This is a genomic window from Flavobacterium urumqiense, from assembly GCF_900108015.1.
Classification (GTDB): Bacteria; Bacteroidota; Bacteroidia; order Flavobacteriales; family Flavobacteriaceae; genus Flavobacterium; species Flavobacterium urumqiense.
Map to the genome: position 1 here is coordinate 1 of NZ_FNVP01000013.1, position 15,107 is coordinate 15,107.

Sequence of the window (15,107 nt, forward strand, 5' to 3'; positions counted from 1 at the left end):
CCTCTGGTTTTATTTTTTTTCTCTTTTGAACAAAGGCACTAGATGTGAAATTTTGAACTTTCTGACAATCTAATTTTGAGTTGAGATGTTGTAGAAAATTATCAATTTCAATTACCATACTTTTCTTTAATAAATTCAGCATAAAAAGCAATACCCGACCAAAAGGCTGCTTACGATTTCTGGTAAAATCTTGTTCCTTCATCCTATAATCTAATATTATTTCTTTGCTAAAAATTACTTCTCTCAATTGTTTAATGATTAAGATTGAGCTCTTCGACATATGTTAAACTGTTATATTACAGCTTAAATATAAGAAATATACTATAAAAAACCTAATTGCAAATACAATAAATAGCTGTAAATCAAAACAATAAAACCTTAACTTAATGACATTGAGCGCGAGCGTCCCGCTCGTGCCTATTACAAATTTATAGTAATTTACTTTTCTTAGTGTTCACGAGCGGGACGCTCGCGCTGGCGGGGGGCAAGCCCAACGAAACCCTTGCTGTTGTAGCAGTTTTTATTCCACGAATCCTAAACTATCTTTTGAGTTAGGATAAAATATTTTTCTAATTTCGTAGCTTAACTCGTTCACTTCATATAAATATTCAGAACCGACATTATAATCTGCTATGATACTATTAATTACGTTCCATTCGTAAACTTTTTCTCCATCAACAGAATTTTCTTTAATGTATCTATCGCAACTATTTACAATTTTGGTTGTTCCTAACATTATACTTTCTCGGTCATTTATTAATTTATCACTTTTAACTTGCATAACACCTAAAGTGTGACTTTTATCAGAAAATCTATGTTTAATATTTTCGATTAGTCTTATAACTTTTGGACGATTAAAATCCTCATAAATCAGTATTGAGTAAGCAACAGATTCTAATGCTTCGTTTTTAGTTATGTCTTTGATTAACTCTCCGTAAAGATTATTAAAATGTCTATATCTTGATTTTAAATAATTTTCTTTTCTTCTAACAGTTCCATCTTGTGAAAACCTTATGTTATTGGTTAGTTGAAAAATAAAAATTAGAATTATTATCCAAAGTTCATTCGCAATTGTTGTAAAATCAGGAAGAATATTTTCTTTTATTCTTATTATTTTATCATAAACGAAATAAGAGATTATTATTATTGTAGACCAATATAATGCTTGTCGATACCAATCTAAAAGCTTTCCTCTACTTGTAACAAGATTGAAAAGTAAACGAAAAATGATATAATAAATATTTACTAAATATATATTGGTTACATATTTGTCAAGATTGAAATAATAAAGAGCAGATGAAATTATTATTAAGTATACAATTGGTGTTAGTACACGAATTAAGAAATTTAGAGCTGGAGCTTCTTCGGCTTTTACAAAGATAGATATTCCCCTGTAGCCAATAGAGTAGGAATGTTTTCCAATCCAATTAATTAAAAAAAATAAAACAACTCCAAATGTGATTTGTACAAAAAAAATATCCATAAAGTTTTTCTAAAATTTGCTACATACTCATGACAACAGTCATATTATTTTATCTCAAATATATTGTTTTTTTTCTTACAATTCATCTGGCTATTTAAGATTTGTCGGATGAATTTGCAAAATGACATTATGAAATCAAAAACGCTCTCAATAGCCCCGATAGAAATGAAAAACCTAGTAAGAGCTGGTGTTCAGCTCTTACTAGGTTTGTAATGTATAGCGGGAAATGCGTTCTAAAAAAACGAACTCGTTCTGCTCCTAAAAAACAATAAAAATTAATTATCTATTAGAACGTCGGTCATTATTTTGACTTGGACGTCTTGGACCAAAACTATTATTGCTGCTTCGGTTTGTAGTATCTGTTTTTGGTTTTCGCGGAGTTGAATCGCGTTGTTGTCTTCCTTGACCTTGTTTAATTGGTTCTTTGGAAGCGTTAGGATCAGGCTCGAAACCTTTGATGTTTTCTTTAGGCAAATTTAAACCCACTAATTTTTCTATATCATGTAAAAAAACCGTTTCGTCCGGACTGAATAATGAAATAGCTTCACCACTCGCACCAGCTCTTCCTGTACGACCAATGCGGTGAACGTAATCTTCAGGAATATTAGGCAATTCAAAATTAATCACATGCGGTAATAACGGGATGTCTAAACCTCGTGCTGCAATATCCGTAGCGACTAAAGCGGTTAGGCTCCCGTCTTTGAAACCTGCCAAGGCTTTGGTTCGTGCTCCTTGACCTTTGTTACCATGAATGGCAGCTGCTTTAATTCCGGCGCTAATCATGCTTTCCGTCAGTTTATTGGCGCCTTGTTTGGTTCGGGTAAAAACCAAAATTTGTTTCCAGTTTCCTTCCGTAATAAGTTTAATGATTAGTTCTGTTTTTTTCTCTTTGGCAACAGGATATACTTTTTGAATAATAGCATCCACGGTTGTGTTTTCCGGGGTTGCTTCCACATGAACGGGATGGTGCAAAATGCCCATTGCCAATTTCTTAATGTCTTTTGAAAAGGTTGCCGAAAACATCAAGTTTTGCCTTTTTGAAGGTAATACTTTTATAATGCGCTCAATGTCTCGTACGAAACCCATGTCCAGCATACGATCAGCTTCATCCAAAACTAAGATTTCAACTTTTGCAAGCGATATTAAACCCTGATTTTGCAAATCTATTAACCGACCTGGAGTGGCAACTAAAATATCGACACCCTGACGCAGTTGTGTCACTTGTGGATTTTGGTTTACTCCCCCAAAAATAACGGTGCTTTTTAAGTCTAAAAACACACTATATTCTTTTATATTAGCCAATATTTGTGCTGCTAATTCTCGTGTTGGAGTTAATATTAGGGCACGAATAGGTCTGTTTCTTAACTGTTGACCTTGTGATAATAATTGTAAAATAGGTAGTGTAAAACCTGCCGTTTTTCCTGTTCCTGTTTGTGCAGATGCTAATACATCTTTACCTTCTAAAATGGGTGGAATTGCTTTTTGTTGTATTGGAGAAGGTGTAGTATATCCTTTTTTGCTGATGGCTTTTAGTAAGGCATCAGATAAGCCTAATGAGTTAAATGACATAAATGGTGTTTATGAAGCGAACACAATTATTTAGTTTACTTCTTTTAAGTGGGCGCAAAGGTACTGCTAATTTTTCGAAGTGCTTTTGATTGCTTGATTTTGTTTAAATAAAATACAGTACTTCAATTTAATCCGCAGTAAACTAAGATAAAATTTACTACTGTAGATATGCTGTAAGAATCACAAAAATATACAAACAAAAAAAAATCGGGAATATATCCCGATTTTTGAGTTCTGATTAAATTCTGATTTATCTTATTTCATCAAAAGTATTTCCTTGTTTAATATCTCCTGTTTTATACCCTTTCATAAACCAAGCTTTACGTTGTGCGGAAGTTCCATGTGTAAACGATTCCGGAACAATATGTCCTTGAATTTTAGCTTGAATAGCATCATCACCTACTGCATGTGCTGCACTTAGCGCTTCATCAATATCGCCTTCTTCCAAGAAATTGTTCATTTTTTGATTGTAATGCGTCCATACACCAGCATAAAAATCAGCTTGTAATTCTAAAGCTACGGATAATTTATTGGCTTCGGCTTCACTTTTTCCTTCTTGCATCTGTCTCATTTTATTAGAAGTTCCTAATAAGGTTTGTACATGATGTCCAATCTCGTGGGCAATTACATAAGCGGTAGCAAAATCACCCCCTTGAGCACCAAATCTCGTTTTCAGTTCCTCAAAAAATGCCAAGTCCATATATACTTTTTGATCGCTGGGGCAATAAAAAGGTCCCGAAGCCGATGTAGCATTGCCACAAGCAGTTTCTACAGCATCCGTAAACAATACTAAATTTGGTCTTTTATATTGCATATTGTTTTCCTGAAAAATCTTTGACCAGACATCCTCAGTATCTACTAATATAGCTTCTATAAACTTGCCTTCCTCAATTTCTGTTGCTGTCAAAGCTCGTTGTTCAGTAGGAGTACCATTTCCTTGGTTCATTTGTTCTAATATTGGAGAAAGCATTTGGGCATTTTCTCCTCCAAATACATTCAATAACAATATAATAATCCCAATAATTCCTCCTCCAACAATTGTTTTTCCACTAGAGGACATTCCTCTTCGGTCTTCGAAATTTTCACTTGAACGCCTGCCACTCCATTTCATAACATAATGTATTAAGTCATTTGTATTTTTAAAATCAGTACTAATTTAGATTGTTTTTTTGTAATTGGATTCAATTTTCGCAATAAATAATCTTCATAAGTTATTTAATCCATTTCAAAATGGACTCTTCAATAATTCCTTTTATTATAGGTTTTGCAATATAATCATTCATTCCAGCCGCTATACATTTGTCTTTTTCCTCTTTTTCTGTGCCCGCAGTTATTGCAATTATAGGTACATTTTGACCAGATTTTAGATTTCGTATTTTTTTCGCAGCTTCATATCCATTCAAAATTGGCATTTGAATATCCATAAAAATAAGATCCGGGTTTAAAGTTTCAAATTGATCAACGGCCACTTTTCCATTTGGAATTTCAAAAATTGTCACATTTATAAATAAGTTTTTAATGATAGTTTTAAGTAATAACATGTTAACTTTATTATCCTCAACAAGCATTATATTTATTTTTTGATAATTTTTAAATGCTATCTCTTTATAGATATCTGGAATAATAATTTCCTTAACCTCATCTGACTCCACGTTACTGATTTCTAAATCTAAATAAAAATAAAAGGCGCTACCAAATTGAACTGTGCTTTCTAATTGTAAGTGACTATTCATCAAACCTAATAATTGGTTCGAAATGGTGAGACCTAATCCAGTTCCTCCAAATTTTCTTGTAGTTGAGTTATCTTCCTGAGAAAAGGCTTTAAAAATTTTCCTTTTGTTCTCCTCTTGTATTCCAACACCAGTATCAATAACAGAAAAAAGTATTTTAGCTCTGGAATCATTTGTTTTTTCAGCAACTGAAACATTTAATTTTATGGAACCTTTTTCAGTAAATTTCACTGCATTTGATAAAAGATTTAGTAAAATTTGTTTTAAACGTACGCTGTCTGTCCAAAAATATTTAGGAACGTCTGACGCAATATTTAGTTCTAACGTCAAATTCTTTTGATTTGATTCATATAATATCAAATCAATAATTTGGCTCAAAATTTCCTGGACATCATTTTTTTCCAAATACAGCTCTAATTTTCCAGCTTCTATTTTAGAAAAATCAAGAATGTCATTTATAATATCTAATAATGATTTAGCAGACTGATTTATCGTAGTCATGTATTTTTCTTGGGTTTTACCAAGATTTGTATTCATTAACAAATCAGTAAAACCAATTATTCCATTTAATGGAGTTCTGATTTCGTGACTCATATTGGCAAGAAATTCTGATTTTGCTTTATTGGAAGCTTCCGCTAATTCCTTTGCTTTAATAAAAGATTCTGTCTGTTTCGTCTCCGTAATATCAATAAAAATCCCTTCAATAAAAGTGATTTTTCCATCTTTGTATATCACATCCCCAAATTCTTCCACCCAAACAACAGTATTGTTTTTGTTTATAATTCGGTAGGTTAGATGTATCTGTTTTCCGTTTTCTATGGCGTTTTGCTGTTCAAGGACGGTTCGCTTTTTGTCTTCCGGATGAATTAAATCGATAAATGAAAGTTTATTATTAAGGAAATCTGATTTTGGATAACCCGTTAGTTTTTCAATTTGATCGTTGATATAAATTTTAGTAGCATTTTTATCATATTTTGATAAATAAACGGTTCCGGGGATATTATTAGCAAGCAATCGAAATTTTTCTTCACTTTCATAAATCGCTATTTCATTTGTAATTCGTTCTATTGAGGAAGCAATATTTCTTGATAAAGTTTGCAAAATATTGACTTCATCTTCATTCCATTTTCTTTCATTATAGGTGTCATCAAAGCCTAAAAAGCCATGAAATTTGTTTTTTACAAAAATGGGAAAAAGAATCAAGGAAGTCACATCTACCGCCAATAATTTGTTTTTTAAGGATTCATTTTCAATTTTTGGAATTGTTGCTTCATAAATTTTATTGTTCAACAAAGGAGTTAATAATTCTTCAAAATAGGCGTAAGGCAAATTTTGTAATTTTGTATTATTCTCGGTTAATCTGTTATTATTAATAATCCACCTGTATTTTTGGCTGATGGATTTTGCATCTGAATCACTTTCATAATAATAAGCCCGGTGAGATTTAGTCGCTTTTCCCATTATAACAAGAACATCCGAGAAAATATCGTTGATATCGTTACTGTTTAGGAATTTTTCAGTGCAAACTGTCATGGCAGATAATAGCTCGCTTTTGTATTCCAATTTTTTCTCCGCTGTAAATCTCATATTTGATATAATCGCTAATGAAATTATATCCGATATAGTTTTGGCGAAATTAATGTCTTCGTTATCCCAGTTTCTTTGGTTTTTTGTAGTTTCAAAACTTAGCGTACCCACTAATTCTCCATTGGTTAGAATAGGAATCTCAAGAAGCGATTTGATGTCGTTTTTTAAAAAATAGGATTTTGTAAATTCCGATACTTCAGATTTATTAAAAACATCAGGTGCGCTAATTTGTTTTTTTGCTTTTATTGATTCAAAATAAATTGGAAATTTTTCTTTGTCCAATATATTTCCAACACTGTATTTGTCAGTGTCCAAATGGTATAAAATTTCACAGATAATTTTATCTTCTGTGTATTTCCAATAGCTGACCCTATTGCATTTTGAAGCTTTTGCTGCAGCTTCGATTATCAATTTTAAACTAGTTTCAAAATTTTCATGATTACTAAAATTAGTTGTAGATAATTTTTTGATTGTTTTGTTGTATTGTTCATTTTTTTCTTGAAGTATTTTATTTTTAGCCTCAATATTTTTAAATGCAGTAGTATCTCTAGCGATACCGGAGTAGCCTAATATTTTGTTGGAGTCATTTTTTCGAATAATAACTTTTTGAGAAATCCATAATATTTCCCCAAATTTCTTTACCAACGGAATTTCAATTGTAGGAAAATCATTTTCGTTATCTTCTAAGTTTTGATAAAAGCGCATTATTTCTTTGACATAATCTTCTCGTATAAATTCAGAATAATTATGGTTTAGAATTTCGTTCTCTTCATACCCTAAAATTTTAATGGTAAAATCATTTACGAAGGTAAAATTCCCATCTTTATCTACTTCATAGATCATGTCCGTCGCTGATTGTATTAAGTTTTTATATTGATTCTGAATATTAATTTCGTTAGTTACATCTTGTCCAATTCCTATTATTAAATCATCAGAAAACTTTTTGTCTTTCCATTGAATGTATTTGAATTCACCATTTTTACATTTTATCTTTCTGATAAATAATTGATCTTCGTTAAAATTTAAATGATAATTTTCATCAGTAAATCTCGAGTTTTGAATATGTTTCCAATAGCCTGACCCCATAACCTCGCTTACAGAGTAACCTAAAATTGAAGTAACAGTTTCACTGCAAAATACAATCTCTCCCTTTTTATTTGTTGCAAGTATTAATGAATTTCCTTTATTTATAATTTGATCATTAAAACGAAATTTATCTTTTATATTCAACGAGGATATATATCGGATGTAATTTAATATAAAAGTTAATAAAGTGTAATTAAATAATATGATTAAAGTTTTCAATGGTACAAGCGATAATGTCAGAACGCTAAAAAGGTAAATTAGTACAAAACCAACATAATACCAATACAGTTTAACTGGTTTAAGAATGCTGTAAGAAAAGAAAAAAGTAACCACAAACGCTACCATCGGAATAAGATCAGCGTGTGTTAGAATTAGATTTCTACAAATTAAAGCAAAATAGAGAAGATATACAGTTATAAAAATATTTTTAATATTTCTAAATATAAAACCTGACTTTAAACTAGCAACATAAATAAGTAGCAATGCGATGCCAATTCCTACATTAGTAGCAAGTAAGCTTTTAGGTCTTACCCTAAAAATTTCTAAATTAATTTCTAATATGGGTAGTACTATTCCTAAAAATAAAAGATAGATCTGATACTCTTTATTCCTTAAATTTTCTTTATAATTTTTTTCTAAGGACTTACTATATAAAATTTTTCTAATTTTTGTAAAGCTGTAAATCAATAACGAAAATAATATAACTAGAATAAGGATTATAGCCCAAAAATTAAGAGTGCTGTTAATCAGTATTTTAATTAGCGAAAAATTATTTGTTGTTATAAAATTATAAAACCAATTAAGAAAAAACAGATTACTCTTAGTTGAAAATAATGAGCTATAGCATAATACCATAGGAATATTTAGATTAGGTTAGAAAGACTAGATTTTTGATCTTATCTTAATTGGTCAGTAATATATAATTTTTTTTAATAAAAAACACAACCTGAAAAAGATCAGATTGCGTTTTCTATAAAAAGTATCTTTTAAAGTTTAGGTTATTTATTCCCACTCATTTTCGGAATCTATTCCTATAATTGAAGTGTAAATGACATAATACATAGAATATATAAAAGGAATTGTAAAAAATAAACCAATACAGCATCCAATAAAACCGACCAATGAAGCGATACGGCTTACAATTATTAATCCCAAAAGCACTAAAGGTTGTTTTGAAACGATTATCATACTTGATTTTAGGGCATCAATAGCTTTTAGATTACCAAAAATAATTAGCGGAATAGTCAGGAATGTAAAAAAGGAGATTACAGCACTAAGTAATGCACCAATTATTTCGATACCAACAAGCTTTAACATTTCAGATAGACCAATGCTGAAAATCGTAATTATAAATGCCGAAATGACGAGTTCCTGAAAATAAGGATTTTTATAATATTGGAAAACTGTAGAAACATGAAATTCTTCATCTTTTTCCGCACTATGAGCCATTTTAATTAATCCTGCTAAGAATGGAACCAAAAGACAATTAAACAATATTCCCAAAATTAAATATATAGCCAAATGCAGTCCTGTAAAATTTTCGACTCTTAAATCATCTAAAATTTTTTGATTTAGTGCAGAAACTCCAAAAGTAGAAATCACTATTCCAGCAGCTAGAAATCCTAAAAGTATTGCAAATACAAAAATCATTAGACCGGCATATAAAGCAATTTTTTTATAATTTTCAAATGCATGATTAAAAACATTTCCAAAATCTATTTGGTAACCATTGGTTTTTATTTCTTCTATTTTCTCTTTTGTAGTTTTCAGCATTTAATTTAAGGTTTTATTTGGTTAATTTACGGTTTTTATATTTTGTGATACACTTCTTCAAATGGAATTCTGAAGCGTTCTCCATATATTCCTTGCTCGTCTCTAAGTCCGCATCCAATGATCATATTAATTTCACCAGAAGAGGGTAAATGAAGTATTTTTTTAATTCTGACAGAATCAAAACCTTCCATTGGGCATGTATCGTAATTTATGGCTGCCATGCTGATCATGAAATTTTGCGCAGCAAGTCCGGCACTTTTATGTGCCACAATTCGCATATCGCTTTGTCTTGCCTGTCTATAAATAGGTTGAAATAATCCAATAATTTGAAAAGCAATAAATTTTATCATTCCAAATATCCCAAAGAAATCAATGTAAATTGTAGGGATGATTTTTTTATAATAGTTCATTGCAAATTTTTCCCTCTTAGAATATTCAGCTTCCGGTTTGTTGCCAAATTGGGATTTCAAAAAAGAGATATTAGCGTGCATTCTTTTTCTCCATAAATCTTTTCTAGCGACAACAATCACTAGTTGTTGAGCAGTTTTAGCCCCATTTTGGTCAAAACTGGCTGCTGCTATTTCTTTAATACTATCAGGAGATACGATATGATAAAATTCCCAAAGTTGCATATTGCTGCTTGTTGCCGCAAGTGTGGCTAAATGGATGCAATCTTTTACTTTTTGCTCATCAATAGGTTCTTTTTTAAAAACCCGAACGGATCGCCTATATTTTATAGCTTCACTTACCGATTTTTCATTGGTTACAGCCATTTTAATAATTTTTGAATGGATTTTAACTTGTCTTTATAAGGTGCATATCGCATCGGTAAATCTAACCAATTTGCTTTTTTTACAATTGCTTTTTTATGTGAGAAAGTATCAAAACTTAAACGACCATGATAAGCACCAATTCCGCTGTGACCAACTCCACCAAAAGGCAGTCTTTTATTAGAAAAATGTACAACGGTATCATTAATGCAGCCTCCTCCGAAAGAATACTTTTTAATTATTTTTTGTGCAAATTTTTTGTCTTCTGTAAATACATATAACGATAATGGTTTTTCGTATTTAGAGATTATAGTGTTTATTTCGGCATCATTTTCATAGGAGAGAATAGGAAGTAAAGGGCCAAAAATCTCGTCCTGCATAATCAAACTATCCACACCAGTTTCATCAACAAGTGTAGGAGCGATGTAGCACTCTTCAATGTTAGTATGACCGCCAAAAAACACTTTCTTTTCCTCAATCATATTCGCTAATCGAAGCCAGTTTTTTTCATTTATAATTCGGGCATAATCTGGGGATAATTTTGGATTTTCTCCATAGGCTTTGATGATTTCCAATTTCATGAATTCCATGAAATGATTTTTCATGTCTTTTTGAATTAAGATATAATCTGGTGCAATACAGGTTTGACCTGCATTTATAAATTTACCCCAAACAATTCTTTTTGCAGCCAATTTTAAATTGGCAGTATTGTCAATTATACAAGGGTTTTTACCTCCAAGTTCTAATGTTACGGGCGTTAGATTTTCGGCTGCTGCTTTTGCAACAATTTTTCCCACAGGAACACTTCCCGTAAAAAAGATGTAGTCCCAGCGTTGTGACAGCAGTTTTTGAGAAACTTCAACACCACCTTCCATAACTTCAACATGATTAACCAGAAATGTTTTCGTTATTATTTTTGTGATTATTTCTGATGTTTTTGGAGTAAGTTCAGAGGGTTTTAGTACCACTTGATTTCCTGCAGCTACAGCTGAAATTAAGGGACAAAGTGCTAATTGAAAAGGGTAGTTCCAAGGAGCTATTATCAATATTTTACCATAGGGTTCTTTATAGATATAATCCGTGGAGGGAAAATTAAGTATGGATGGGAAGACCCTTTTTGGTTTTGCCCATTTGTTCAAATTTTTTATGGTATCTTTTAAGTCGGAAATCACATAATTTGTTTCTGTGAGTACAGCTTCAAAAGCAGGTTTCCTGAAATCAGAATATAAAGCTTCAATAATTTCATTTTCATGAGTGATAATGACATCTAGTAACTTTATTAAGGCTTCTTTTCTATGAGCTATGTTCGTTTTGTAATTCATCGGATAGAAAATTTATTTAGTGCTATGCAAGTTAATTTTTATAATTTACATAATGATCATTCTTACAAAAAAAATCATAATGCATCCCAAATTGAATCAGAAGGGATAGGAGCAATAAGAATTATATTCTCTTTGGTAACGGGATGGGTAAAAACTAATTTTCGCGCATGTAAGTGTATTCCTCCATTAGGATTGCTTCTGTCAAAACCGTATTTTAAGTCTCCCTTTATCGGCGAACCAATGGCAGAAAGTTGAGCCCTGATTTGATGATGTCTTCCGGTATGAAGATTAATTTCTAGTGCAAAATAGTTATTTAATTCTTTGAATATTTTATAATCCAAACTGGCTAATTTACTCTCAGGAACTTCTTTAATATGCGCTTTGGAAGTATTGTTTTTTTCATTTCTCTTTATGAAATGAATCAATTTGTCTTCACTTTTTTCGGGTTTGTTTTTCACAATTGCCCAATACGTTTTTTCCGTTTCACGAGTGCTGAATAACTCATTCATTCGAGTTAATGCTTTGCTTGTTCTTGCAAAAACCACAATTCCGGTTGTTGGTCTGTCTAAACGGTGAACAACTCCAAGAAAAACTTCACCAGGTTTGTTGTATTTATCTTTTATGTATTCTTTTACAACCTCACTCAAAGGTTGATCCCCTGTTTTGTCGCCTTGCACAATATCCCCCACACGTTTATTAACCACTATAAGATGGTTGTCTTCATGAAGGATTTGTAGGTTATTTTTGTTCGAAATTATTTTACTAGACAAGTGTAAAAGGCTTTAATTAAAATTTTATCGATACTATCGAGAACTGAACACTGCAAATGAATACTAAACACTAATATTGTTCATTCACATTTGGAAAATCACTTGATTTCACATCGGCAACATATTGACCAATGGCAGCAGTCATTCCTTCGTATAAATTCATATATCTTCTTAAGAAGCGAGGGCTAAATTCATTGTTCATTCCTAACATGTCGTGGATTACAAGAACTTGACCGTCAACCCCACCACCAGCACCAATCCCAATTACAGGAATCGAAATACTTTGCGCTACTTTTTCGGCTAAATGTGCAGGAATTTTTTCTAAAACTAAGGCAAAACAACCGAGGTTTTCCAATAATTTAGCATCTTCCATCAATTTTTCTGCTTCTTCTTCTTCCTTGGCACGAACAGTATATGTTCCAAATTTATAAATAGACTGTGGGGTTAAACCCAAATGTCCCATTACTGGAATTCCTGCGTTTAATATTTTCTTGATAGAATCTTTTATTTCTTTTCCACCTTCTAGTTTTACGGCATGTCCGCCGCTTTCTTTCATGATTCTGATGGCAGAACGCAACGCCTCTTTAGGATCAGATTGATAACTTCCAAAAGGTAAATCAACCACAACTAAAGCTCGTTCTGTAGCTCTCACTACTGAGGAAGCATGATATATCATTTGGTCTAAAGTAATTGGCAAAGTTGTTTCATGACCCGCCATAACATTTGAAGCTGAATCACCTACAAGTATTACATCGATTCCAGCAGTATCAACAATTTTAGCCATTGTATAATCATAAGCAGTCAGCATGGAAATTTTTTCTCCATTGGCTTTCATTTCAATTAATGACTTTGTTGTAATTCTTTTGTAATCTTTTTTGGCTACAGACATTGTGGTTTACGATTTTAAGTATTAAAAATACGATTTGTGCCCGTAAAAGTAGTGAAATTGAATTATTAAGAGAGTTAGATTGCTTATTTTTTAAGAATCAGGAAAAAAAAATCTTTATAAAATCTTTATAACATGTTCTAATATATTATAAAATACTTACAACATATCATTTAACTTTGTGCTGTTAATAAAAAGTATTCCTGTGCAAAGTATTTTGAGCCAAATAAAAAGTGAAAACCAATACCTTATATGTGTATTGTCAGTAAGCATAGCAGCTTCATTATGTTTGCTTACCAGAGACTATTTAGATCATATAATCGTAGGATATTTATTGCTGGTTGTCGTTTCTTTATTAGCTGCATTTTTAGATATTTTGCCGGTATTATTAAGCGCTGTTTTAAGTGCTTTAATCATGAATTTCTTCTTCCTGAAACCGTATTATACTTTTCATATTAGCAATGCCGAAGATTCTTTATTATTGATTTTGTTTTTCATAATTGCATTGATTAATGGAGTTTTAACTCATAAAATTAGAAAAGCCGAAAAAATTTTGCAAGTAAAAGAAGTCAAGGTGAACACAATGAAACTATATAATGCTTTACTGGATTCATTATCACATGAATTACGTACTCCAATTTCTACCATTATGGGTTCAATAGATACAATACAAAGTAAAACTATAACTATTTCTGAGGAAAATAAGCAAAAATTATATTTAGAAATTGAAAAAGCATCTTTACGACTAAACCATCAAGTCGAGAATTTATTGAATATGTCCAGGTTAGAATCTGGTGTAATACAGCCAAAAATAGATTGGTGTGATTTAAAAGAATTGGTTTATAATGTTTTGGATAGCTTAAAAGAGGATTTACATTTTCATAAAATTGTCGTTCATGCTGATGAAAATTTACCGCTTTTCAAGTTGGATTATGGCTTAACGGAACAAATTATTTACAATTTGGTTTTTAATGCATCACAATACACCCCAAAAGGAGCTAAAATTGAAATCAAAGTGGACTATAACCCTAATATTGATTTTGAATATAATCCAGATACACTGATGCCATGCGTAATTACTATTTCCGATGATGGAAACGGTTTTCCTGAAACAGAAATAAATAAAGTCTTTGATAAATTTTACAGATTGCAAAATTCAAAAACGGGAGGAACTGGATTAGGTTTATCCATTGTAAAAGGTTTTGTCGAAGCCCAAAACGGAAAAATCACCTTGGAAAATAAAGAGGAAGGTGGTGCCATTTTTAAAATCGATTTCCCAACATTAGTAATGAATACAGCAGCCATTTCAAATGAATAACTCAGCCGAAATATTAATCATAGACGATGAAATTCAGATCAGGAAATTACTCGAAATCGCTTTAGATTCAAACGGGTATAAAACTATTTTCGCTGTAAATGGAAAGGAAGGTATATCGCTTGCAGCAAATTATCAGCCGGACTTAATCATATTGGATTTAGGTTTACCTGATGAAGATGGACAAGTAGTTTTAAAAAGATTAAGAGAATGGTATAAAAAGCCTGTTATCATTTTAACCGTAAAAAATACTGAAGAAGAAATTGTAAAAGCACTTGATAATGGTGCCAATGATTATTTGGCAAAACCATTCAGAACCCAAGAATTATTGGCTAGAATTCGTACCGCTTTAAGGAATTTAAACCAAAGTGAAAATGAACCAGTAATCGAGTTCGGAGAAATTTCTATTGATTTTACTTCGAGAATTGTCAAGTTGAAAAACGAAATCCTAAAATTAACAACTACGGAATATAACTTGCTTTCTATTTTGGTTAAAAACCAAGGCAGAGTGCTCACACATCAGTATTTATTAAAACAAGTTTGGGGAAACAGCTATTCCGATCAAACACAATATTTACGTGTATTTGTGGCACAACTTCGTAAAAAAATTGAAGAAGACCCGAACCATCCTAAATTTATAATCACAGAATCCGGAGTTGGTTATCGCTTCAACACCAGCTAAAATCAGAATGCTTTGAGTATTAAACTTTAAGCAATAACCCCAAAAAGGCAAAAATAAACAACGCATTGTATGTTCTAAACATTACGATTCAAGTTTTCTATTGTCTAATTATTACGCTTTACAATCTTAAAAAT

Annotated in this window: 11 protein-coding genes and 1 pseudogene; 2 read left to right on the forward strand and 10 right to left on the reverse strand. The window is 31.4% G+C overall.

The window, feature by feature from the left end:
- The 10 genes and pseudogenes from C4S35_RS15850 to panB all read right to left on the reverse strand — a co-directional run.
- Positions 1-247, reverse strand: a pseudogene (locus C4S35_RS15850) (hypothetical protein); the annotation flags it as partial.
- Between the two features lie 273 nt (positions 248-520).
- Positions 521-1,483, reverse strand: coding sequence for a hypothetical protein (locus C4S35_RS13395; RefSeq protein ID WP_104000659.1), 963 nt, complete (start codon positions 1,481-1,483; stop codon positions 521-523).
- A 279-nt stretch (positions 1,484-1,762) separates the two neighbouring features.
- A complete protein-coding gene (locus C4S35_RS13400) occupies positions 1,763-3,052 on the reverse strand; it encodes a DEAD/DEAH box helicase (RefSeq protein ID WP_104000660.1) in 1,290 nt (429 codons plus the stop codon).
- A gap of 250 nt (positions 3,053-3,302) precedes the next feature.
- The gene (gene ypfJ / locus C4S35_RS13405; RefSeq protein WP_104000661.1) at positions 3,303-4,163 is read right to left on the reverse strand and encodes a KPN_02809 family neutral zinc metallopeptidase; all 861 of its coding nucleotides are present in this window, start codon (positions 4,161-4,163) and stop codon (positions 3,303-3,305) included.
- Positions 4,164-4,263: 100 nt separating this feature from the next.
- Complete coding sequence (locus C4S35_RS13410; protein ID WP_244175284.1) at positions 4,264-7,800, reverse strand: PAS domain S-box protein; 3,537 nt, start codon at positions 7,798-7,800, stop codon at positions 4,264-4,266.
- Positions 7,801-8,457: 657 nt separating this feature from the next.
- Complete coding sequence (locus tag C4S35_RS13415; protein ID WP_244175285.1) at positions 8,458-9,228, reverse strand: DUF2189 domain-containing protein; 771 nt, start codon at positions 9,226-9,228, stop codon at positions 8,458-8,460.
- Between the two features lie 35 nt (positions 9,229-9,263).
- Positions 9,264-10,001: a nitroreductase family protein gene (locus C4S35_RS13420; RefSeq protein WP_104000663.1), complete on the reverse strand. Its 738-nt coding sequence runs from the start codon at positions 9,999-10,001 to the stop codon at positions 9,264-9,266.
- The gene (locus C4S35_RS13425; protein ID WP_104000664.1) at positions 9,992-11,320 is read right to left on the reverse strand and encodes an aldehyde dehydrogenase; all 1,329 of its coding nucleotides are present in this window, start codon (positions 11,318-11,320) and stop codon (positions 9,992-9,994) included. Before C4S35_RS13425 ends, C4S35_RS13420 begins: the two co-directional genes overlap by 10 nt.
- 74 nt (positions 11,321-11,394) lie before the next feature.
- Positions 11,395-12,090, reverse strand: a complete 696-nt coding sequence (locus C4S35_RS13430; RefSeq protein WP_104000665.1) for an RluA family pseudouridine synthase — start codon at positions 12,088-12,090, stop codon at positions 11,395-11,397.
- 70 nt (positions 12,091-12,160) lie between these two features.
- Positions 12,161-12,979 (reverse strand): 3-methyl-2-oxobutanoate hydroxymethyltransferase, encoded by an 819-nt coding sequence (gene panB, locus C4S35_RS13435; RefSeq protein ID WP_104000666.1) that lies wholly within the window; start codon positions 12,977-12,979, stop codon positions 12,161-12,163.
- A 178-nt stretch (positions 12,980-13,157) separates the two neighbouring features.
- On the opposite strand from panB, the gene C4S35_RS13440 reads away from it, so the two are divergent.
- The gene (locus C4S35_RS13440) at positions 13,158-14,294 is read left to right on the forward strand and encodes a sensor histidine kinase (RefSeq protein WP_244175286.1); all 1,137 of its coding nucleotides are present in this window, start codon (positions 13,158-13,160) and stop codon (positions 14,292-14,294) included.
- Positions 14,287-14,973, forward strand: coding sequence for a response regulator (locus C4S35_RS13445; protein ID WP_104000667.1), 687 nt, complete (start codon positions 14,287-14,289; stop codon positions 14,971-14,973). The genes C4S35_RS13440 and C4S35_RS13445 overlap by 8 nt, the downstream gene beginning before the upstream one ends.
- Positions 14,974-15,107: the final 134 nt, after the last annotated feature.

Excerpts from the sequence above, each read along its gene's own strand:
- C4S35_RS13415 (WP_244175285.1), bottom strand. The coding sequence starts at position 9,228 with ATGCTGAAAACTACAAAAGAGAAAATAGAAGAAATAAAAACCAATGGT.
- C4S35_RS13420 (WP_104000663.1), bottom strand. The coding sequence starts at position 10,001 with ATGGCTGTAACCAATGAAAAATCGGTAAGTGAAGCTATAAAATATAGG.
- C4S35_RS13400 (WP_104000660.1), bottom strand. The coding sequence starts at position 3,052 with ATGTCATTTAACTCATTAGGCTTATCTGATGCCTTACTAAAAGCCATC.
- C4S35_RS13395 (WP_104000659.1), bottom strand. The coding sequence starts at position 1,483 with ATGGATATTTTTTTTGTACAAATCACATTTGGAGTTGTTTTATTTTTT.
- panB (WP_104000666.1), bottom strand. The coding sequence starts at position 12,979 with ATGTCTGTAGCCAAAAAAGATTACAAAAGAATTACAACAAAGTCATTA.
- C4S35_RS13445 (WP_104000667.1), top strand. The coding sequence starts at position 14,287 with ATGAATAACTCAGCCGAAATATTAATCATAGACGATGAAATTCAGATC.
- C4S35_RS13425 (WP_104000664.1), bottom strand. The coding sequence starts at position 11,320 with ATGAATTACAAAACGAACATAGCTCATAGAAAAGAAGCCTTAATAAAG.
- ypfJ (WP_104000661.1), bottom strand. The coding sequence starts at position 4,163 with ATGAAATGGAGTGGCAGGCGTTCAAGTGAAAATTTCGAAGACCGAAGA.
- C4S35_RS13410 (WP_244175284.1), bottom strand. The coding sequence starts at position 7,800 with ATGGTAGCGTTTGTGGTTACTTTTTTCTTTTCTTACAGCATTCTTAAA.